19 protein-coding genes are annotated in these 20,182 nt (G+C 66.3%); 10 read left to right on the top strand and 9 right to left on the bottom strand.

All coding sequences use genetic code 11. From position 1 onward, the window contains the following. Nucleotides 1-59 precede the first annotated feature (59 nt). Both AC3WMR_RS02345 and AC3WMR_RS02340 read right to left on the bottom strand, forming a co-directional pair. The gene (locus AC3WMR_RS02345; RefSeq protein ID WP_025137155.1) at nt 60-1,553 is read right to left on the bottom strand and encodes a CoA-acylating methylmalonate-semialdehyde dehydrogenase; all 1,494 of its coding nucleotides are present in this window, start codon (nt 1,551-1,553) and stop codon (nt 60-62) included. Nucleotides 1,554-1,661: 108 nt separating this feature from the next. Next, nucleotides 1,662-2,879: an ABC transporter substrate-binding protein gene (locus AC3WMR_RS02340; protein WP_175191044.1), complete on the bottom strand. Its 1,218-nt coding sequence runs from the start codon at nt 2,877-2,879 to the stop codon at nt 1,662-1,664. Nucleotides 2,880-3,050: 171 nt separating this feature from the next. Here AC3WMR_RS02340 and AC3WMR_RS02335 point away from each other — a divergent pair, with 171 nt between their 5' ends. Beyond that, nucleotides 3,051-3,971, top strand: coding sequence for a LysR family transcriptional regulator (locus AC3WMR_RS02335; RefSeq protein WP_025137153.1), 921 nt, complete (start codon nt 3,051-3,053; stop codon nt 3,969-3,971). A gap of 74 nt (nt 3,972-4,045) precedes the next feature. On the opposite strand, the gene lptF is transcribed toward AC3WMR_RS02335, so the two are convergent. Beyond that, on the bottom strand, nt 4,046-5,149 hold the full coding sequence (lptF, locus tag AC3WMR_RS02330) for an LPS export ABC transporter permease LptF (protein WP_492262503.1): 1,104 nt from the start codon (nt 5,147-5,149) through the stop codon (nt 4,046-4,048). Between the two features lie 55 nt (nt 5,150-5,204). Here lptF and AC3WMR_RS02325 point away from each other — a divergent pair, with 55 nt between their 5' ends. The 9 genes from AC3WMR_RS02325 to AC3WMR_RS02285 all read left to right on the top strand — a co-directional run bounded on the left by AC3WMR_RS02325 (nt 5,205) and on the right by AC3WMR_RS02285 (nt 14,107). Continuing rightward, nucleotides 5,205-6,728, top strand: coding sequence for a leucyl aminopeptidase (locus AC3WMR_RS02325; RefSeq protein WP_492262502.1), 1,524 nt, complete (start codon nt 5,205-5,207; stop codon nt 6,726-6,728). Nucleotides 6,729-6,750: 22 nt separating this feature from the next. Next, nucleotides 6,751-7,209, top strand: a complete 459-nt coding sequence (locus AC3WMR_RS02320) for a DNA polymerase III subunit chi (protein ID WP_492262501.1) — start codon at nt 6,751-6,753, stop codon at nt 7,207-7,209. A 55-nt stretch (nt 7,210-7,264) separates the two neighbouring features. After that, nucleotides 7,265-7,777 carry a hypothetical protein gene (locus AC3WMR_RS02315; protein ID WP_492262500.1) on the top strand — a complete coding sequence of 171 codons (513 nt, stop codon included), beginning with the start codon at nt 7,265-7,267 and terminating at the stop codon, nt 7,775-7,777. A gap of 149 nt (nt 7,778-7,926) precedes the next feature. Continuing rightward, the gene (locus tag AC3WMR_RS02310; RefSeq protein WP_025137148.1) at nt 7,927-8,637 is read left to right on the top strand and encodes a Bax inhibitor-1/YccA family protein; all 711 of its coding nucleotides are present in this window, start codon (nt 7,927-7,929) and stop codon (nt 8,635-8,637) included. A gap of 69 nt (nt 8,638-8,706) precedes the next feature. Further along, on the top strand, nt 8,707-9,624 hold the full coding sequence (locus AC3WMR_RS02305; protein WP_492262499.1) for an aldo/keto reductase: 918 nt from the start codon (nt 8,707-8,709) through the stop codon (nt 9,622-9,624). Nucleotides 9,625-9,628: 4 nt separating this feature from the next. Next, nucleotides 9,629-10,939, top strand: coding sequence for an NTP/NDP exchange transporter (locus AC3WMR_RS02300; protein WP_492262498.1), 1,311 nt, complete (start codon nt 9,629-9,631; stop codon nt 10,937-10,939). Nucleotides 10,940-11,031: 92 nt separating this feature from the next. After that, nucleotides 11,032-11,994 (top strand): Bug family tripartite tricarboxylate transporter substrate binding protein, encoded by a 963-nt coding sequence (locus AC3WMR_RS02295; protein WP_492262497.1) that lies wholly within the window; start codon nt 11,032-11,034, stop codon nt 11,992-11,994. A 31-nt stretch (nt 11,995-12,025) separates the two neighbouring features. Continuing rightward, nucleotides 12,026-13,003 (top strand): M14 family metallopeptidase, encoded by a 978-nt coding sequence (locus AC3WMR_RS02290; RefSeq protein WP_492262496.1) that lies wholly within the window; start codon nt 12,026-12,028, stop codon nt 13,001-13,003. Nucleotides 13,004-13,006: 3 nt separating this feature from the next. Beyond that, nucleotides 13,007-14,107, top strand: coding sequence for a pyridoxal-phosphate dependent enzyme (locus AC3WMR_RS02285; protein WP_492262495.1), 1,101 nt, complete (start codon nt 13,007-13,009; stop codon nt 14,105-14,107). 52 nt (nt 14,108-14,159) lie between these two features. Here the strand turns inward: AC3WMR_RS02285 and AC3WMR_RS02280 are convergent, their stop codons facing one another. Genes AC3WMR_RS02280 through lepA form a run of 6 tightly spaced genes read right to left on the bottom strand, consistent with a single transcriptional unit; the run spans nt 14,160 to nt 20,031 of the window. After that, nucleotides 14,160-15,077, bottom strand: a complete 918-nt coding sequence (locus AC3WMR_RS02280; protein ID WP_492262494.1) for a LysR substrate-binding domain-containing protein — start codon at nt 15,075-15,077, stop codon at nt 14,160-14,162. Nucleotides 15,078-15,096: 19 nt separating this feature from the next. Continuing rightward, entirely contained in the window at nt 15,097-15,684 is a 588-nt protein-coding gene (recO, locus tag AC3WMR_RS02275) for a DNA repair protein RecO (protein WP_025137141.1), read from the bottom strand. Beyond that, entirely contained in the window at nt 15,677-16,567 is an 891-nt protein-coding gene (gene era, locus AC3WMR_RS02270; RefSeq protein WP_025137140.1) for a GTPase Era, read from the bottom strand. Before era ends, recO begins: the two co-directional genes overlap by 8 nt. Next, a complete protein-coding gene (gene rnc, locus AC3WMR_RS02265; RefSeq protein ID WP_029953720.1) occupies nt 16,564-17,325 on the bottom strand; it encodes a ribonuclease III in 762 nt (253 codons plus the stop codon). Before rnc ends, era begins: the two co-directional genes overlap by 4 nt. Nucleotides 17,326-17,327: 2 nt before the next feature. Further along, nucleotides 17,328-18,215 carry a signal peptidase I gene (gene lepB / locus AC3WMR_RS02260; protein ID WP_492262493.1) on the bottom strand — a complete coding sequence of 296 codons (888 nt, stop codon included), beginning with the start codon at nt 18,213-18,215 and terminating at the stop codon, nt 17,328-17,330. 22 nt (nt 18,216-18,237) lie between these two features. After that, on the bottom strand, nt 18,238-20,031 hold the full coding sequence (gene lepA, locus AC3WMR_RS02255; RefSeq protein WP_025137137.1) for a translation elongation factor 4: 1,794 nt from the start codon (nt 20,029-20,031) through the stop codon (nt 18,238-18,240). Nucleotides 20,032-20,182 lie beyond the last annotated feature (151 nt).

Here is a 20,182-nt window from a genome sequence, read left to right as displayed (position 1 = left end):
ATAATAACACCTTGTTATATGACTTATTAATATAAGCTTAGGCGCAAGGCGTCCCTCTTTCAGCGCATCGAGATCGTCGTGTTCACGGTCTTGGCGTGGGCCGACCAGCGCGCCGTGACGGTCTTGGTCTGGGTCCAGAACTGCACCGCCTGTTTGCCGTTGGGGCCCAGGTCGCCCAGCTTCGAGCCGCGCGAACCGGTGAAGCTGAACCAGGCCACCGGCACCGGGATCGGCACGTTGATACCCACCTGGCCGACATCGATGTTGTTCTGGAAGTAGCGCGCCGCGCCGCCGTCCTGGGTGAACAGGGCCACGCCGTTGCCGTTGGGATTGCGGTTGACGAATTCCACCGCCTCTTCCAGCGTTTCGACGCCCACCACGCACAGCACCGGGCCGAAGATTTCCTCCGTGTAGATGGTCATTTCCTCGGTCACACCATCAAACACCGTGGGGCCCACGAAGTTGCCCTGCTCGAAGCCCGAGACCTTCAGGTTGCGGCCGTCCAGCAGCAGCTTGGCGCCTTCGTCCACCCCCTTCTGGATCAGGCTTTCGACGCGCTTCTTGGCATTGGGCGACACCAGCGGGCCCAGGTCGGCCGCGCGGTCCATGCCCGAATTGACCTTGAGCTTCTTGGCGCGCTCGACGAAGTCGGGCAGCCAGTTGCGGGCATCGCCCACCAGCACGGCCACGGACGAGGCCATGCAGCGCTGGCCGGCCGCGCCAAAGGCGGCGCCCACCAGCTGGTTCAGCGCCACGTCGGGATCGGCGTCCGGCAGGATCACGCAGTGGTTCTTGGCGCCCATCATCGACTGGCAGCGCTTGCCCGCGGCGGACGCGCGGTTGTAGATCTCGGTGCCCACGCGGGTCGAACCGATGAACGACACCGCCTTGATGTCGGGATGCTCGCACAGGCCGTTGGCCGTATCCGGGCCGCCGTGAACCACGTTCAAGACGCCTGGCGGCAGGCCGGCTTCCAGGGCCAGCTGGGCCAGGAACAGCGAGGCGGTGGGGTCCTGCTCGGACGGCTTGAGCACGAACGTGTTGCCGCAGGCCACCGCGATCGGGAACATGAAGCACGGCAGCATCACCGGGAAGTTGAACGCCGTGATGCCGGCGCACACGCCCAGCGGCTGGATCAGGGTGTAGACGTCGATGCCGGACGCGGCATTCTCGGCGTATTCGCCCAGTTGCAGGTTGGCGATCGAGCAGGCGTGCTCCACCACTTCCAGGCCGCGGCCCACTTCACCCTCGGCGTCCGGCAGGGTCTTGCCGTGTTCGCGGGTGATCATCTCGGCCAGCTTGCCGGTGTTGGCGCGCAGCAATTCCTGGAATTTCAGCATGACGCGCATGCGCGCGCCCTGGCCGCTGTTGCGCCAGGTCTTGAAGGCTTCCTTGGCATTGGAGACCGCCAGGTCCAGCTCTTCACGCGTGGCAAAGGGCACCTTGGCGACGACCTCCTGCGTGGCGGGGTTGATCACGTCACGCCATTCGGTGGTCTTGGACTGCACGAGCTTGCCGCCGATCAATAGCGGAACGCGGGGGACTTCACTCATTTGATGCTCCTCACACTGCTTTATCGATGCGGATGGAATCCGCGTTCAGGGTTCATTGCGGGCGGCGAGCCGGCACCTGGCCGGCGCCGCCAAGCCCGGCTTTCACTTCTACTTCTGCACCAGCGGGCAGGTCGAATCGGCCAACGGCTGGAAGGCCTCGGCGGCCGGAATGGTGGCGACCAGCTTGGAATAGTCCCAGCCGCCCTTGGATTCGGACGGCTTTTTCACTTCGTACAGATACATGTCGTGGATCACCCGGCCATCAGGTCGGATCGACGCGTTGCGCATGATCGGGTCCTTGATCGGCAGCTCGCGCATCTTGTCGGCCACCACCTTGCCGTCGGTGCTGCCCGAGGCCGCCACCGACCGCAGGTAGTGCAGCACGCTGGAATACACGCCGGCCTGCGTCATGGTGGGCTTGAGGCCGCGGAAGGCCTTCTCGAAGCGCGTGGCCCACTGGCGCGAGGCATCGTCGTAATCCCAATAGAAGCCGTCCACGTACGACAGCCCCTGGGCGCTTTCCAGGCCCAGCGCGCGCAGGTCCGACAGGAAGATCAGCAGCGACACCAGCCGCTGGCCGCCCGCCACGATGCCGAACTCGCGGGCCTGCTTGACCGCGTTGACCGTGTCCTGGCCGCCATTGGCCAGCGCCACGACCTGCGCCTTCGAGCTTTGCGCCTGCAGCAGATAGGACGCGAAGTCGGGCGCGTTCAGCGGATGACGCACGCTGCCGGCGACCGTGCCGCCCAGCGCCTTGACCGCCTTGGCCGTGTCGGCTTCCAGTGAGTGACCGAAGGCGTAGTCGACCGTGATGAAATACCAGGACTTGCCACCCGCCTTGACGGTGGCCTTGGCGCCCCCGGCGGACTGCGAATAGGTGTCGAACATCCAGTGAAAGCCAACCGGCGAGCATTCCTTGTTGGTCAGCGCCGTGGTGGCCGGGCCGGAGAACATCACGACCTTGTTCTTTTCTCGCGCGATGCCCTGCACGGCCAGTGCCACCGCGGAATTGGTCAGGTCGGCGATGGCCGTGACGCCATCGCGGTCGAACCATTCGCGCGCCTTGGCCGCGCCCACGTCCGCCTTGTTCTGGTTGTCGGCAGAGACCAGTTCGATCTTCATGCCCTTGCACTCGGCGGCCAGGCAATCGTCGATGGCCAATTGCGCCGCCGCCACCGAACCTGCCCCGCCCATGCCGGCATAGGTGCCGGACATGTCCGTCAGAATGCCGATCTTCACCGGCGGCTTGTCCGCCGCCTGCGCCTGACCTACCAGCGCAGCGCCCAGACACAAGCCTGCGGCCAGCCCGCGTACGTGCAATTCCATGGATTTGTCTCCTGAGTTTTATGCGTTATGGCGCCGTCTTTGCGGCCTGCGGCCCCCAGGAGCTTGCCCTAGGGCCTGCCGACCCAGTGTAGATGTGTGAAAATCAACAAGCAACACTAGAAATGCACATTCCTTGTGCATCAATGCACAACTACGACTAGGGCTGAAAACGTGCTTGATTGGGACAGCTTGCGGTATTTCCTGGAAGTGGCGCGCACCCAGCGGGTCAGCGCCGCAGCGCGCAAACTGGGGGTCGAACACACCACGGTGTCCCGGCGCATCCGCGCGCTGGAAACCGAGCTGGACACCCTGCTGTTCGAAAAGTCCCGCAGCGCCGGCTTCGTGCTGACCGAAGACGGCCAGCGCCTGTTCGTCCATGCCGAACAGATGGAAAGCACGGTACATACCGCCCGCGAAAACCTGTCCGGCATCGGCCAGGCGCTGTCGGGCCACCTGCGCATCGGCGCTACCGAGGGCTTCGGCAGCTACGTGCTGACACCCCTGGCCGCCGACTTCCAGCGGCGCTATCCGCACATCACCCTGGACATCCTGCCCGTGCCGCGCTTTGTCAGCCTGTCCAAGCGCGAGGCGGACCTGGCCATCACCATCGAACGCCCCCAGCGCGGCCCGTACGTCTGCAGCAAGCTGTGCGACTACACGCTGCGCCTGTATGGCACGCCGGGCTACCTGGCGCGCCACCCGCCCATCCAGAGCCGCGCCGACCTGGCCGGCCACAGCTTCATCGGCTATGTCGACGAACTGCTGTTCAGCGAACGCCTGCGCTACCTGGAAGACCTGCTGCCCGCCAGCCGGGTGGTGCTGCGCAGCACCAGCGTGGTGGCGCAATACCACGCCGCCTTGCAGGGGCAGTCGCTGGCCATCCTGCCGTGCTTCATCGCCGCGCAGGACCCGCGGCTCAAGCCCGTGCTGGAAAACGAAGTGGAGATCACGCGGTCGTTCTGGATGTATTGCCACGAAGACCTGCGCAAGCTCAAGCGCGTGACGGTGCTGTGGGAATTCATCCGCAAGTCGGTGCTCAAGAACGCCGACCTGCTGGCCGGCAAGCGCGGCACGATGAAGTATCTGCCGTGACGCGGGCCGGCAACGGCCCCATCACCAGGCAAGGCTGCCCGCAAGCGCGGGCAGCGGGCGGCAAGACGCCGGCCTTAGCGGCTCGTCTTGGGCGCCTTGACCCGCAGGCGGCGCATCAGCAGGAACGCCGTCAACATGGCCACGACGACGTGGATCGCCACGGTGCCCACGCCGAAGCTGAGCTTGCCGTTGGAAATCCAGGCGCGCGACAGGTTGATCAGGTTCATGTACAGCAGGCCGACCAGGCCGGCGATGAGCAGGTCGCCCGAACGGCCCAGGCGCGGGTTAACGGCGCCCAGCGGGATGGCCAGCAGCGCCAGGTTCAGCGCGGCCAGCGGCAGCGAGATGCGCCACATCACCTGCGACCAGCTGCTGGTGGTGTTGTCGGCCATCAGTTGCGGCGTGGTGCGGGCCTTGGACGAGCGTTCGGCGGCGGCGCGGGCCGAAGCGACCGGATCGTCGCCGCCCTTGCTTTCCAGGCGCAGCCCGTATTTGTCGAAGTGCACCAGGCGGATCTCGGGCGTGCCCGGCTTCAGGTCGTAGCGATGGCCTTCGCCCAGCACCAGGAAGCGGTCGCCGTTGGGCAGGGTTTCGCTGTGGGCGCTGGCGGCGGTCAGCACGCTCAGCCACTCGGGGCCGTTTTCGCGGGCGAACACGTTGCCCAGCTCGTCGGTGGGCTTGGCCGGGTCTTCGGCGAAGAACACGCGGTTGCCGCCGGCCGATTCCGCGAACTGGCCCGCCGTGACCTTGGACAGGTCCGAGCGCTGTTCGAAGCGTTCGTGGTATTCGCCGATCTGGCGGTAGGCCCAGGGGGCAGCCACCAGGGTCAGGCCCGCCACGGCAATGGCCACCGGCACGGCGACCCGCAGCACCGGCTTGAGCCAGTCGGCCAGCGACAGGCCGCTGGCGAACCACACGACCATTTCGGATTCGCGATAGTTGCGCGTGACCGTGGTGAGCACCGCGATGAAGATCGACACCGCCAGGATGGTCGGCAACGCCGTGATGGTGGACAGCGCGGCCAGCACGAGCACGACGTCCGCCCCGATGTTGCCGCCCGCCGCTTCACCGAGCAGGCGCACGAGCAGCACGCTGAGCCACACGATGAGCAACGTGGAAAAGACAACGCCAGCGTGACTGGTGATCTCGCTGACGACAGAGCGTTTGAATAGAGACATGGGAGAATATGCGGGATAATCGACCGCATCATACAGACGCACACGGGAAACCCTCATGGAATTTAGCACACAGACCACCGCTTCCCTGCACCAGATCAAAACCGCCGCGCTGGCGGTCGGGGTCTTTACCGACGGCGTGTTGAGCCCCGCCGCCGACCTGATCGACCGGGCCTCCAACGGCGCCGTGCGCGCCGTCGCCAAAACCGAATTCCGCGGCCGCGCCGGCTCCACCCTGGTGCTGCGCTCGCTGCCGGGCGTGACCGCCCAGCGCGTGGTCCTGGTGGGCCTGGGCAAGCAGGACGAATACTCGGCCCGCGCCCACGCGTCGGCCGAGCAGGCCTTTGCCGCTGCCTGCGTGTCCGCCCAACTGACCGAGGGCGTCTCGACCCTGGCCGCCAACCCGATCCCGGACGTGGCCGTCATCGCCCGCGCCCGCAGCGCCGCCATCGCGGCCGGCAGCGCCACCTATCACTACGACGCCAGCTTCGGCAAACCCGACCGCGACGCCCGCCCCAAGCTCAAGAAGATCGTCCAGATCGTCGAACGCGCCGACGCCAGCCAGGCCCAGAAGGGCCTGCGCGAAGGCGCCGCCATCGCCAACGGCATGGAACTGACCCGCACGCTGGGTAACCTGCCCGGCAACATCTGCACCCCCACCTACCTGGGCGAAACGGCCAAGAAGCTGGCCCGCGAGTTCAAGTCCATCAAGGTCGAAGTGCTGGACAAGAAGCAGGTCGAGGCCCTGGGCATGGGTTCGTTCCTGTCGGTGGCCCGCGGTTCCGAAGAAGCCCTGCGCTTCATCGTCCTGCGCCATGCCGGGAAGCCCGTCGCCGGCAAGCCGGCCGCCAAGAAGGGCGCCAAGGCCGCGCAAGGCCCGATCGTGCTGGTCGGCAAGGGCATCACCTTCGATGCCGGCGGCATCTCGCTCAAGCCCGCCGCCACGATGGACGAAATGAAGTACGACATGTGCGGCGCCGCCAGCGTGCTCGGTTCGTTCCGCGCCCTGGCCGAACTGGAACTGCCGCTGGACGTGATCGGCCTGATCCCGGCCTGCGAAAACCTGCCCAGCGGCACGGCCAACAAGCCGGGCGACGTGGTCACCAGCATGGCTGGCCTGACCATCGAAATCCTGAACACCGACGCCGAAGGCCGCCTGGTGCTGTGCGATGCCCTGACCTACGCCGAACGCTTCAAGCCGTCCACCGTCATCGACATCGCCACGCTCACCGGCGCCTGCGTCGTGGCCCTGGGCCACGTCAACACGGGCCTGTTCACCAAGGACGACGCCCTGTCCGACGCCCTGACGGCCGCCGGCCGCCAGTCGCTGGACACCGCATGGCGCATGCCCATGGACGACGCCTACCAGGAACAGCTGAAGTCCAACTTCGCCGACCTGGCCAACATCGGCGGCCCCCCGGCCGGCGCCGTCACGGCCGCCTGCTTCCTGTCGCGCTTCACCAAGTCGTACCGCTGGGCCCACCTGGACATCGCCGGCACCGCCTGGAAGAGCGGCAAGGACAAGGGCGCCACGGGCCGTCCCGTGCCGCTCCTGATGCAGTTCCTGCTGGACCAGGCTTGATCGGCCTGCGACGGAACCCGGCATGACGCGCATCGACTTCGCCTTCGGCGCGCCCGACCGCTTGCGCATGGCCTGCCAGGTCGTGCGCAAGCGCTACCTCGCCGGCCAGCGGCTGGTGGTGTACTGTAAGGAAGGCTCGCGGCTGACCGCCTTCGACCGCATGCTGTGGGCGTTCGACGACACGTCATTCGTGCCGCATGTGCTGGCCAACGATCCCCTGGCGGCCGACACGCCGGTCGTGCTGACCGCCGGCGATCCTGGCCAGGCGATGCAGCCGTCGGCTGAAGGCCAGGCCCCGCCCTGGCTGTTGAACCTGGACGACGGCTGCCCGCCCGGCTTCGACGCCTTCGAGCGCTTGCTTGAAATCGTCTCGGACGACCCCGACGACAAGCAAGCCGCCCGGCAGCGCTGGCGCACCTACGTGGGGGCCGGCCATACGCCGCAAAGCCACGACCTGAGCCGGCAACAGGCCGGCAACTGACCGTCCGTACACCCGCGCCGCCTCCCCGGGCGGCGCCTCTCCCTCGGGAGCCCTCATGCCCCACCCTTCCGACCCCGGCATTCCTACCCTGACCCAGCGGGCCGAACCCACCCTGTCGCCGTCTGCTGGCCACCCCGACGCCCCCGTATTGACCGAGGTGGCGCAAGGCGGCGCGCGGGCTTATGCTGACGATGCGTTTCCGGTGCTGACCGACGTGGCCGAATCGGCCGACTCGAACGACTGGCCCGCGGACGACTTCCCGGTATTGACCGACACCGCCGAATCAGACGATTTCCCGCTACTGACCGAAGCGGCCGACCTGCCTGTGGCGCCGGATGGTGCCCTGGCCTTGCCCGCGGCAAGCCAGCTCGCAACACAAGACGCGCCAACCGCGTCCGAGGCTGGCGTGCCGCCGCAGGCCGCCGTGCTGGCCGCCCGCCTGCAAGCGGAAGTCGAACAGGCCATGCGCCTGGCCCTGGCCGACGCCATCGAACAGATCCAGGCGCGCATGGACGAAGAACTGCCTCGCATCGTGGCCCGGGTCCTGCAAGACGTACGCCCCGGTTGAAATGTGGCCTTCTGCCCCCATTACGGGACTACACTGCCCTCCACCTGTCCTAATTCCTCCAAAAACTGGATTCTTCAGGGAACTGTAAGGTATCCTTGGCATCTAAGCCTTCTAGGCAAATCAATTTCTGCCGTACACAGGAGTCCTCCATGAACGAATATCGTCCGTCCCCCTTTAACCGTTCCGGCACCATCGCCGGCGCGCCGGGCGAGGTCGCGCGCAACCAGGTGCTGCGCAACACCTATTGGCTCCTGGCGCTGTCGCTGATCCCGACCGTCCTCGGCGCGGCCGTCGGCCTGTACACGGGCATCAACCGGGTCATGGGCGCCAGCCCGGGCCTGTCCGCCATCGTGTTCCTGGTGGGCGCGTTCGGCATGATGTTCGCCATCGAGAAAAACAAGAACAACTCGCTGGGCGTGGTCCTGCTGCTGGCCTTCACGTTCTTCATGGGCGTGATGCTGTCGCGCCTGCTCGGCTTCGTGATGGGCTTCAGCAACGGCTCGCAGCTGGTCATGACGGCCTTCGGCGGCACCGCGATCGTGTTCGGCACCATGGCCACCCTGGCCACCACCATCAAGCGCGATCTGTCCGGCCTGCAGAAATTCCTGTTCATCGGCGCGGTCGTCATCCTGGTTGCCGCCCTGGCCAACATCTTCCTGCAGTTGCCTGCGCTGATGCTGACCATCTCGGTGCTGGCCATCGTCATCTTCTCGGCGTTCATGCTGGTTGACCTGCAACGCGTCGTGAACGGCGGCGAAACGAACTACGTTTCGGCCACGCTGGCCATCTACCTGGACGTCTACAACGTCTTCTCGAACCTGCTGATGCTGCTCGGCATCTTCGGCGGCAACCGCGAGTAATCGCGCACCGCCAGTCGGCAAACAAGGGCCTGCATGATACGTGCAGGCCCTTTTTCATTGGAGCTTGCCATGTCCGACCGCCGTCGCTTCCTGCAGGCTGCCGCCTGCGCCCCCTTGCTGGCCCAGCCGTGGGCGGCCCACGCCCTGAGCACCAAGCGCCCCATGCGTGTTCGCGAGATCTGGTCGTCGGGCGAAATGCTGCCGGTCATGGGGCTGGGCACGGCCGATACCTTCAATGTGCCACCGTCGGATGCGGCCGCCATGGCGCCGTTGGCCCAGGTGCTGGACACGCTGCTCGAGGCGGGCGGCCGGCTGATCGACACCGCTCCCAGCTACGGCCAGGCCGAGGCCGTCACCGGCGACCTGGTGACGCGCAAGCCGGACATGCGCCGCCAGGCCTTCCTGGCCACCAAAATCAGCACCCAGGGGCATGAGGCGGCCCGGCGCCAGATCGAACATTCGCAGCGCGCCCTCAAGACCGACAAGCTGGACCTGATCCAGGTGCACAACCTGATCGACACCCGCAACCAGCTGGCGCTGCTGCGCGACTTGAAACAACAGGGCGTGACGCGCTACATCGGCATCACGCATTACACCGACTACGCCCACGACGAACTCACCGACCTGATCGAGCGAGAAAAACCCGACTTCCTGCAGATCAACCTGTCGGTCGGCGCGCGCAACGCCGAAAAACGCCTGCTGCCGGCCTGCCTGGCGAACGGCGTGGCCGTGCTGATCAACCGCCCGTTCCAGGACGGCGCCCTGTTTCGCCAGGTCAAGGGCCGGCCCTTGCCTGAATTGGCCGCGGAAATCGGTTGCGGCTCCTGGGCTCAGTTGTTCCTGAAGTTCGTCATCAGCCACCCCGCCGTCACCGCCGTCATCCCCGCCACCTCCAAGCCCGCCAATATGGCCGACAACGTGCTGGCCGGCTTCGGCCCGCTGGCGAACGAGGCGCAGCGCGAACGCATCGCCGCCCTGCTGGCCTGACGCCATGACCGCCCAGGCCGGCCCCTGGCGCCACCGGGCGGCGCAAGCGCTCGGTATCCGCCCCGACGAGCTGGCCGCGGCCGCCTGCGGTTTCGCGTTCTTCTTTTTTCTCTTCTGCGGCTATTTCATGCTGCGGCCGATCCGCGAAACCCTGGGTATCCAGGCGGGCGTGGACCAGCTGCAATGGCTGTTCACCGCCACCTTTCTTGCCATGCTGGCGGTCGTGCCGCTGTTCGGCTGGCTGTCGGCCCGGGTGCCGCGGGCCACGCTGGTGACCTGGGTCTACGCCGCCTTCGCCGCGACCATGGCGGGCTACGCCGCCCTGTTCCACTGGCGCCCTGACAGCGTCTGGGCCGCGCGCAGCTTCTACGTCTGGCTGTCGGTCTTCAACCTGTTCGTGGTGTCGCTGGCTTGGAGCCTGATGGCCGACGTGTTCCGCATGGACTCGGCCAAGCGCCTGTTCGCGCTGATCGCCGCAGGCGCCAGCGCGGGCGGACTGTGCGGTCCGTTGCTGGGCGGGCTGTTGGCCGGGGCACTGGGTCCGGCGGGCTTGTTGCTGCTGTCGGCCCTGCTGCTGGCCGCGACGCTGCCGCTCAAACGCTGGCTGCTGCGCTGGCGCGCCGCCACGCATTCCGATGCCGACACGGCCGAGATGGCGCGGCCCATCCCGGGCGCGGTGCTCGCGGGTCTGTCACGCGTGTTCCAGTCGCGCTACCTGCTGGGCATCGCCGGGCTGGTCGTGCTGCTGGCCACCCTCAATACCTTTCTCTACATGGAGCAGGCCCGGCTGGTGGCTGGCGCGTTCACCGACACCGCGCAGCGCATCCGCGTGTTCTCGGCCCTGGACTTCACGGTCCAGGCGCTGGCGCTGCTGTCGCAGTTGTTCATCACAGGCCGGGTGGCCGCCCGGCTGGGCGTGCGGTTCCTGATGACCGCCGTCCCGTTGGCCATGGTGCTGGCGTTTCTGGCCCTGGCGGCCTACCCCGTGTTCGCCGTGTTGGCGGGCGCCATGATCCTGCGCCGCGTGGGCGAATATGCCTTGATCCGCCCGGGGCGGGAAATGCTGTTCACCGCGGTCTCGCCTGAAGACAAATACAAGACCAAGAACGTCATCGATACCGTGGTGTACCGGGCGGGCGACGCCGCCAGCGGCTGGGTCAAGGCCGGCGTAGACGCCCTGGGCCACGGCGTGGCGTTGATCGCCCTGTTGGGCGCCGCCTGCGCGTTGGCTGCCGCAGCGCTCGGCTATGGGCTGGGGCGCCGCGCCGACCGGCCTGCCGAACCGTTAGATCCAACCAAACATCCATCTCAATAAACCGAACGAATTCCCGGCGCGGCCGCCGCACAATGGCGCAGCCTGATCGCACCCTCCGATCTCGCAAGCCCTTAACGTCCCGGGAATCCGTCATGACACGCACCGCCAGCCTTGCCGCCCTGTTGCTTTGCCTGACCGCGCCGCCCGCGCTGGCCGATTACCCCGCCCGCCCGATCACCCTGATCGTGCCCGCCGCAGCCGGCGGCAACGCCGACATCACCGCCCGCCTGGTCGGCCAGGAAATGAGCCGCACGCTGGGGCGGCCGGTGGTAGTGGAAAACCGCGTGGGCGCGGGGGGTCGCATCGGCACCCAGGCCTTGGTACGCGCCGCGCCCGACGGCTACACCATCGGCTATGCACACGTCGGCACGCTGGTGCTGCACCGCTACCTGTTCAAGCAGCAGCTCTATGACCTGGACCGCGACATCACGCCCATCGGACTGGTCGCCGAAACGCCCAACGTCATCGTCGTCAATGCGGCCTCGCCGTACCGCGACCTGAAAAGCTTCATCGCCGCCAGCCGCGCCCAACCCGACCGCCTGACCATGACCTCGGCCGACCCCGGCACCACCAGCGAAGTCGGCGTCAAACTCTTCATCGCGCAGACCGGCGCGGCCGTGCGGCAGATTCCCTACAAGGCCACCGCCGCCCAGTTGTCGGACCTGCTGGGCGGGCATGTGGATTCAATGATGGAGAACCTGCCGCCCTTGATCGGCAACCTGAAGGACGGCCGCCTGCGCGCGCTGGCCGTCACGACCAAGGGTCGCGCCGCTTCCAATCCGGACGTACCGACGGTAGCCGAACAGGGCTACCCCGACTATGAACAGTCCGCCTGGAGCGCCCTGGTGGCGCCCGCCGGCACGCCCCCCGCGGTGATTGCCAGGCTCAACGCGGCCATGAACACCGCCTTGCGCTCGGACGCGGTCAGCAAGGAACTGCGCAGCCGATCGCAAGAACCGCTGGGCGGCTCGCCCGAAGACGTGAAGACCCAGATTCAGAAGGAACTGCCCAAATGGGAAAGCATCATCAAGGCCGCCGGCACCACGCTGGATTGAGCCGTCGTCCCCTGCCATCGGGAGCATCGCCATGGCCAAGGTAAGCCGGGAAGACTTCACCTGCGCCGCCGCCACCAACACATCAGCGTACCGGCGCATCACCGTGCCCGTGCTGAAGATCGAGGCCGGGCCCGGCCCCGCCGTGGCCCTGATGGCCGGCGTGCATGGCGACGAATGGGAAGGCCAGGCCGCCATCCTGCTACTGTGGCACCTGCTGCCGGGCGTCCTGCAACGCGGCACGGTCTACCTGCTGCCGGCTGCCAATGCCGAAGCATCTCTGGCCGGCACCCGCCTGTCGCCCTCGGACGCCGGCAACCTGAATCGCGCCTTCCTGGGCGCGCCGGCGCGCGGCTACACGGAAAGCGTGGCCGCCGCATTGGAAGCCCGGCTGTTGCCGCACATCCAGGCGCTGGTCGACGTGCATAGCGGCGGCGCATCGCTGCGTTACCTGCCGTCATCGGTCATCACCCGCTACGGCGACGATGCGTACGACGAACGCCTGCCGGCGCTGGCGCGTGCCTTCGGCCTGCCCCATTGCATGTTCTTTCGCGGCACCGATGCCGGCTCCCTGCCCGCGGCCGCCAGCCGCCTGGGCGTGCTGCGGCTCAGCGCGGAAATCGGCGGCGGCCGTGAAACCACCCGCACACTGGTCGAACATTGTCGCGACGGGCTGCTGGGCTGCCTGGCCGAGCTGGGCCTTCTGTCCAGCACCGCACCGCGCCAACCCAACCCGTCGCTCTATGACCTGGATGCGCCGGCCGCCACCTTGCGTACGCGCGACAGCGGCGTCTTCGTGCCCGGCGTCGCCCTCGGCCAGACCGTGACGGCCGGCCAGACCATCGGCCAGCTCATCGAACCGGCCCGGCCCGACCTGGCTTCGCGCAACCTGGCCAGCCCGCAGGCAGGCACCGTCGTCTGCCTGCGCGCCATCGCCCGCAGCGACGATGGCGACTGCCTGCTGCAAGTCGCGCCCGCCCTTCCCCTGGATTCCCTTGCCTCGTTGTACTGACCCATGCAGATGAACCCTCGCTTGTCCGGCCTGCGCTGCATTCGCTGCGAAAGCCTGCTGCCACCCGCCGATTACCCGGAAGGCTGCCCCCATTGCCTGCTGGCCGGCCACCCCGCCTCGCTGGAATGCCGCTATGACGCGATGGCAGGCGATGACGCAATGGCACTGCCGGTGCTAAATCCCGTCACGCTGGGCGAAGGCGCTACGCCTTGCCTGAACGCCTCGCCGTTGGCACAAGCCGAAGGCGTCGGCCAACTGTGGCTGAAATGCGAAAGCGCCAATCCCACCGGCAGCCACAAAGACCGCATGGCCGCGCAGCTCGTGTCGCGCGCCCGTCTGGCGGGGGCGTCCCGCGTGGCCGCCGCGTCCAGCGGCAATGCCGGTGTCTCGCTGGCCGCCTACTGCGCCGCCGCCGGGCTGCAAGCCGATATCGCCATCACCCGCAACTGTCCGCCCTTGCAACGCGACGCCATGCAGCGCTTCGGCGCCCGCCTCACAGCCTTCGACGACAGCCTGGCGCGCTGGCCGTTTGTAGCGGACCTCTGCCGCAGCCATGGCGCCTTCGCCGGCACCAACTATCTCAATCCACCTGTCGGCACTCACGCTTATGGGGTCGAAGGCTACAAGCCCATCGCCCGCGAAATCTTCGACGCCTGCGGTGTGCCGACCGATATCGTCGTGCCAACCGCCCGGGGCGACCTGCTGTGGGGCATCCTGCTGGGCTGGCAGCATCTGCTGTACGCCGGCCTGATCGCGCAATTGCCGCGCCTGCATGCCGTCGAGCCCTACCCCCGCCTGTCGCGGGCGCGCGCCATGGGCGATGCACGCAGCCTATGGGAAGGCGCAACGGACCAGTACTCCATCGCGGGCGGCACGACCACCCTGCAATCGCTGCAAGCGCTGTTGCGCTCGGGCGGTTCACCGGTCGAGGTATCGGATGCCGCGGCCGCGCAGGCCCAACAACGGCTGGAACGCATGGGCCTGGCCACCGAACTGTCGTCGGCCGCGGCGCTGGCGGCAGTGACCCGGTTGCGGCGCGCGGGCCAACTGGATGCAGAATCGTCGGTGGTATTGATCCTGACGTCGGACGGACGCCGAGGTTGATGCAGGAAGGTGGACGTGGCTGGCGCAACGCTTGACGTGTCTCGCCTTGCGTCTAACCGCGGGCGACCCCATAGCGTTCCACCAGCGGCGCCAGCGCGGCCCGCAAACAGGTCGCCCAGAACTTGCCGGCTTCGGACAGCGGCCGACTGCCGTGGACGATCATGTGGCATTCGAAATGCACCGGTGCGGCCAATGGCCGGTGGCACAATCCCGCCGCTTCCAGGCTCACCGCCGTCGCCGGGTTGGCAATGCCGACGCCGTGGCCATCCAGGGCCAACTGGCAGACGGTGGCGGAATACGGCGTCTCGATCGCTATCTTCAGGCTGGCGCCGGCCTGCAACACCAGCGCATCCAGCCGTTGGCGCGAGGCATCTTCGGTATTCAATGCAATGACGTCGGCGTCGGCCAGCTGGGCAAACCCGACCTGCGCGAGGCGCGCCAGCGAATGGTCTTTCGGAAACACCACCACGGCCCGCAAGCTGGCCAGCCGGTGACCCCGCAGGCCTTCCAGTTCCGACTCGTCCGCCACCGTCGCCAGGTCCAGTTCGCCGGATACGACCATGTCGCGCAAGGTGTTCGAATCACGTATCTGCAAGTACAGCGGCGTATCGGGATAGCGCTGGCGAAAACGCATGATGGCATCACTGACCACCGCCCCGCTATAGGCGTGGATGCAGCCAATGCGCAGGCGCGGCTGGGCCGCCCCGCGGATGGCCCGGATCTTCCTGCCCAGGCTTTCCAGGCCAACGTTCAGGCGTCGGATTTCTTCGTACAGCAACGTGGCTTCGGGGGTGCGCAGCATGCGTTGGCGCACGCGCTCGAACAGGCGCAGTTCGATGCTGGCTTCCAGGGCGGCCAGGGTAGCGCTGACGGTGGCGGGCGATACATCCAGGCGCCGGGCGGCGGCGGTCACGCTTTCGGTTTCGTAGACCGTACGAAAGGTCTCGACCTGTTTGAGCGTGAAGGTCATGGCCGGACGCGCCGCAGGCTCAGATGCGCTGCAGGTCCATCAGCACCCGGCGCGTGGCCAGGGGCCGGCCGGCCAGGTTCTCGGCCAGGCGCTCGCGCAGGTCACGGCGCAAGGCCGGTTCGATGACCGGGTCGTCGAAATCGGGCTCGGCTTCATCGACGCCATAACCGGTTTCGCGCAGCAGCGTCCATTCGAAGCGGCGCAAGGCGCCGGCGGCGCGGGTGCCGCCCGAGAGCTGCTGCAATGCCATGTCGTAGGCATCGAACAGCAAGGGGTGGGCGTCTTCGCGGGGCAACAGCCGCAGCAGCAGCTCGTTCATGTACCAGGCCGACATCAGCGCGGTGCCGCTCAGGGCGCGCACGCCCATGATCTCGGCGCGCGTCAGCGTCTTGACTTCGCCGTTGCCGGTCCAGGACAGCAGCAAGGGCTGAAAGGCCGACAACACGGGGCGCAGGACGGAATACGGGCGCTTGGCGCCCTTGGCGACCATGGCCACACAGCCGTGGTCGCGCGAGAAGGTCTGAACAATGAGGGAAGTCTCACGCCACGCAGTGGCGTGCAGCATGTATCCCGGGCGATCCTGGACGCGTGGCGCCCGTTTACTCATAGCCCAGATCGCGCAGCGCACTCTCGCGGTCGGACCAGCCCTTGCGCACCTTGATGTAGATCTCAAGATGCACCGGCTTGTCCAGCAGCTTGGCGATGTCCTGCCGCGCCTCGGAAGCGATGCGTTTCATATGCATGCCGCCGGTGCCCAGCAGAATGGGCTTGTGGCTGTCACGCTCCACGACGACGCAGGCGGCAATGCGCGCGCCCTTGTCGGTCTCTTCCCACTGCTCGATGACGACCGTACAGCCATAGGGCAGTTCGTCGCCCACCAGGCGGAAGATCTTCTCGCGCACCAGCTCGGCCGCGATGAAGCGCATCGGGCGGTCGGTCAGGGTGTCTTCTTCGAACATCGCCTCGCCTTCCGGCAGGCGCGCCGCGATTTCCTGCAGCAGCTGGTCCAGCTGCTGGTTCTTGGTGGCGCTGACCGGCACCACGGCGCCGAACGGATGCAGCGCCATGATCTTGGAGACAAAGGCGAACAGCTCGTCGCGGTTCTTCAGGGCGTCGATCTTGCTGACAACCAGAATGGTGCGCTCGGGCGACGGCAACAGCGGCAGCAGCTTGGCGTCGCCCTCGGACCACTTGCCGGCCTCAACCACGTGCACCACCACGTCGACGTCGGCCAGGGCCTGCGTCACGACGCGGTTCATCATGCGGTTCATGGCGCCGCCATGGCGCGTCTGGAACCCCGGCGTATCGACGAACACGAACTGCTCGTGCTCGCGCGTCAGCACGCCATGAATGCGGTGACGCGTCGTCTGCGCCTTGCGCGACACGATGGAAATCTTGGAACCGATCAGGGCATTCGTCAGCGTGGACTTGCCCACATTGGGGCGGCCGACGATGGCCACGAAGCCGGTACGAAAAGGGGTATCGCTCATTTAGTCTCTTGGGACACTGCCACGGGCAGCGACAATTGCGCGGTTTTGCGCGCCTTGCCCGACTTGCGGGCAGCCTTGGTCGCCGGGCTGACGGCCAGCGCGGCTTCCAGGGCCAGCTTGGCCGCCGATTGCTCGGCGGCGCGGCGGCTGGCGCCAGGCGCCGTCACTTTGATCTCGAGCGCCGGAATGGCGCACTCGACTTCAAACTGCTGGCTGTGGGCCGCGCCATGCGTGGCCACCACGGTATACACGGGCAGGGCCAGCTTGCGGCCCTGCAGAAATTCCTGCAGCAAGGTCTTGGCGTCCTTGCCCAGGGTCTTGGGGTCGACCGACGCCAGCACCGGCTGGTACTGGCGCACGATCACGCGGCGGGCGGCGTCAAAGCCGGCATCCAGGAACACGGCGCCGAACAGGGCCTCGACCGTGTCCGCCAGGATCGACGGACGGCGGAAACCGCCGCTTTTCAATTCGCCTTCGCCCAGGCGCAGGTATTGCGACAGTTCCAGGCGCTGGGCGATATCGGCCAGCGAGGCCTGTTTGACCAGGTTGGCCCGCAGGCGCGACAGGTCGCCCTCGTCGATTTTCGAATAACGCTCGAACAGCATCGCCGCGACGACGAAGTTCAGCACGGAATCCCCAAGGAATTCCAGCCGCTCGTTGTGGCGCGCACCATGGCTACGGTGCGTCAGTGCCTGTTCAAGCAATGCTGGATCACCGAAGTGGTGATCCAGCCGGTTTTCTAGCGTGGCTAGCGACATAATCAGTTGAACCGGCCGATCCGGCTGAGATCGCTGAAATTCATCCAGATGAAGAAGGCCTTCCCGACGATATTGGCTTCAGGTACGAAACCCCAGTATCGACTGTCGGCGCTGTTATCCCGATTATCGCCCATGGCGAAGTATTGCCCCTCGGGTACTTTGCAGCGTACCCCATCGCGGGAATATTGGCAGTTCCCCAGGGACGGAAATTGGTACTGCGGCCGATATTCCTGCGGCCGGCTCTCATCGAGCAGGATATTGTGACTAACTTCGCCCAACTTCTCTTTATATTGTGCGATATACGACACACGATCGGGTTCGAAGTAGTCGCCGTCGCGCACATGCGTCACCAATTCGCCGTTCACGTACAGCTTTTTGTCCAGGTACGCCACCTCATCACCCGGCAGGCCGACCACGCGCTTGATGTAGTCGACGTCCGGATCCACGGGGTAACGGAACACGAACACGTCACCGCGCTGCGGCTTGCCGATATCGACGACCTTCTTGTCGATGACAGGCAGGCGCAGGCCATAGCTGAACTTGTTCACCAGGATCAAGTCGCCGGACTGCAGCGTGGGCAGCATCGAACCCGACGGAATGCGAAACGGCTCGACCACGAACGAACGCAGCACGAACACGAACAGGATCACCGGGAAGAAGCTGACCGCGTATTCGATCCACCAGGGCACGCGGCGGGCCTTGTCGCCGGCTTCGCGCCGCTGGCGCTCGGCCTCTTGCGCATCGCCGCCGGCCAGGGCCGCGTCGTACTGCGCCATGGCTTCCTGGGCCCGGCGTTCGCGGCCCCGCCGCAATACGGCCAGATCGAGCCCCCAGATAATGCCGGTCAGCACCAGCAGAACAAACAGGATCAGGGCAAAGTTCCAACTCATCAGCTAACCGCCTTCTTGGGTTCTATTTGTCGTCCACTTGCAAGATGGCCAGGAATGCTTCCTGGGGAATTTCCACCGTGCCGACCTGCTTCATGCGCTTCTTGCCGGCCTTCTGCTTTTCCAGCAGCTTCTTCTTGCGCGAGATGTCGCCGCCGTAGCACTTGGCCAGCACGTTCTTGCGCAGCGCCTTGACGTTTTCGCGGGCAATGATTTCGGCGCCGATGGCGGCCTGGATCACGACGTCGAACATCTGGCGAGGAATCAAGCCGCGCATGCGCGTCACGACGTCACGGGCGCGGTGACGGGCGTTGCTGCGGTGAACGATCACGGCCAGCGCATCCACGCGGTCGTTGTTGATCAGCAGGTCCACGCGCACCACGTCGGCCGAACGGTACTCCAGAAACTCGTAGTCCATCGAGGCATAGCCGCGTGACACCGACTTGAGCTTGTCGAAGAAGTCCAGCACGATTTCGGCCAGCGGGATCTCGTACACCAGGTGCACCTGACGCCCGTGGTAACTCATGTTGATCTGCGAGCCGCGCTTGTTGTTGCACAACGTCATGACCGGGCCGACGTAGTCCTGCGGCATGAACAGCGTGACCTTCACGATCGGTTCGCGAATGTCCTGGATCTTGCCCACTTCCGGCATGCGCGACGGGCTTTCGACCGTGATCACGGTGCCATCGCGCTGCTCGACTTCGTACACCACCGACGGCGCGGTGGTGATGATGTCCATGTCGAATTCGCGCTCCAGGCGTTCCTGCACGATTTCCATGTGCAGAAGGCCCAGGAAGCCGCAGCGAAAGCCGAAGCCCAGCGCCTGCGACACTTCGGGTTCGAACATCAGCGCGGCATCGTTCAGCTTGAGCTTGTCGAGCGAATCGCGCAGTTGATCGTATTCGGAGCTCTCCACGGGGTACAGGCCGGCGAACACCTGCGGCTTCACTTCCTTGAAACCCGGCAAGGCCGCGGCGGCCGGCTTGTTGGCCAGCGTAACGGTATCGCCGACCTTGGCGTCTTCGAGCTGCTTGATGCCGGCGATGATGAAACCCACCTCGCCCGCCGACAGATGCGGGCGCTGCTGCGACTTCGGCGTGAACACGCCGGTCTGCTCGCACAGGTGGGTGGCGCCGGAGGCCATCAGCAGGATCTTGTCCTTGGGCTTGAGCACGCCGTTGACGATGCGCACCAACATGACCACGCCCACGTAGTTGTCGAACCACGAGTCGATGATCAGGGCCTGCAGCGGCGCATCGGGGTCGCCCTTGGGCTGCGGCACGCGCGCCACGATCGATTCCAGGATTTCGTCGATGCCCATGCCGGTCTTGGCGCTGGCCAGCACGGCTTGCGAGGCGTCGATACCGATCACGTCCTCGACTTCCTGGCGGGCGCCTTCGGGGTCGGCCTGCGGCAGGTCCATCTTGTTCAGGACCGGCAGCACTTCCACGCCCAGTTCGATGGCGGTGTAGCAGTTGGCCACGGTCTGGGCTTCGACGCCCTGCGAGGCATCCACCACCAGCAGCGCGCCTTCGCAGGCCGACAGCGAGCGGCTGACTTCATACGAGAAGTCGACGTGCCCCGGGGTGTCGATCAGGTTCAGGTTGTAGATCTTGCCGTCCTGCGCCTTGTAGTGCAGGGCCGCGGTCTGGGCCTTGATGGTAATGCCGCGCTCGCGTTCGATCTCCATGGAGTCGAGCACCTGCGCCGACATTTCGCGATCCGCCAATCCGCCGCAGCGCTGGATCAGGCGATCGGCCAGGGTCGATTTGCCGTGATCGATGTGGGCAATGATGGAGAAGTTGCGAATATGCTGCATGCTTGAATTTAAAAGGGACGGAACACTCGGCAAACTGCCGGAAGACGCCGCCACCAGGGTAGGCACGGCTGACGGGGGTTATAGGCAAACGCCTCGGGCACCAGGCCCGGCCGCCCTGCCGGGCCGCGATCCGCGGCGTTTCCGGGCAAAA

The organism is Achromobacter sp. FW305-C-28, assembly GCF_058783235.1.
Note: the sequence above shows the minus strand (reverse complement) of the source record. Positions and strands in the feature narration are given on the sequence as shown.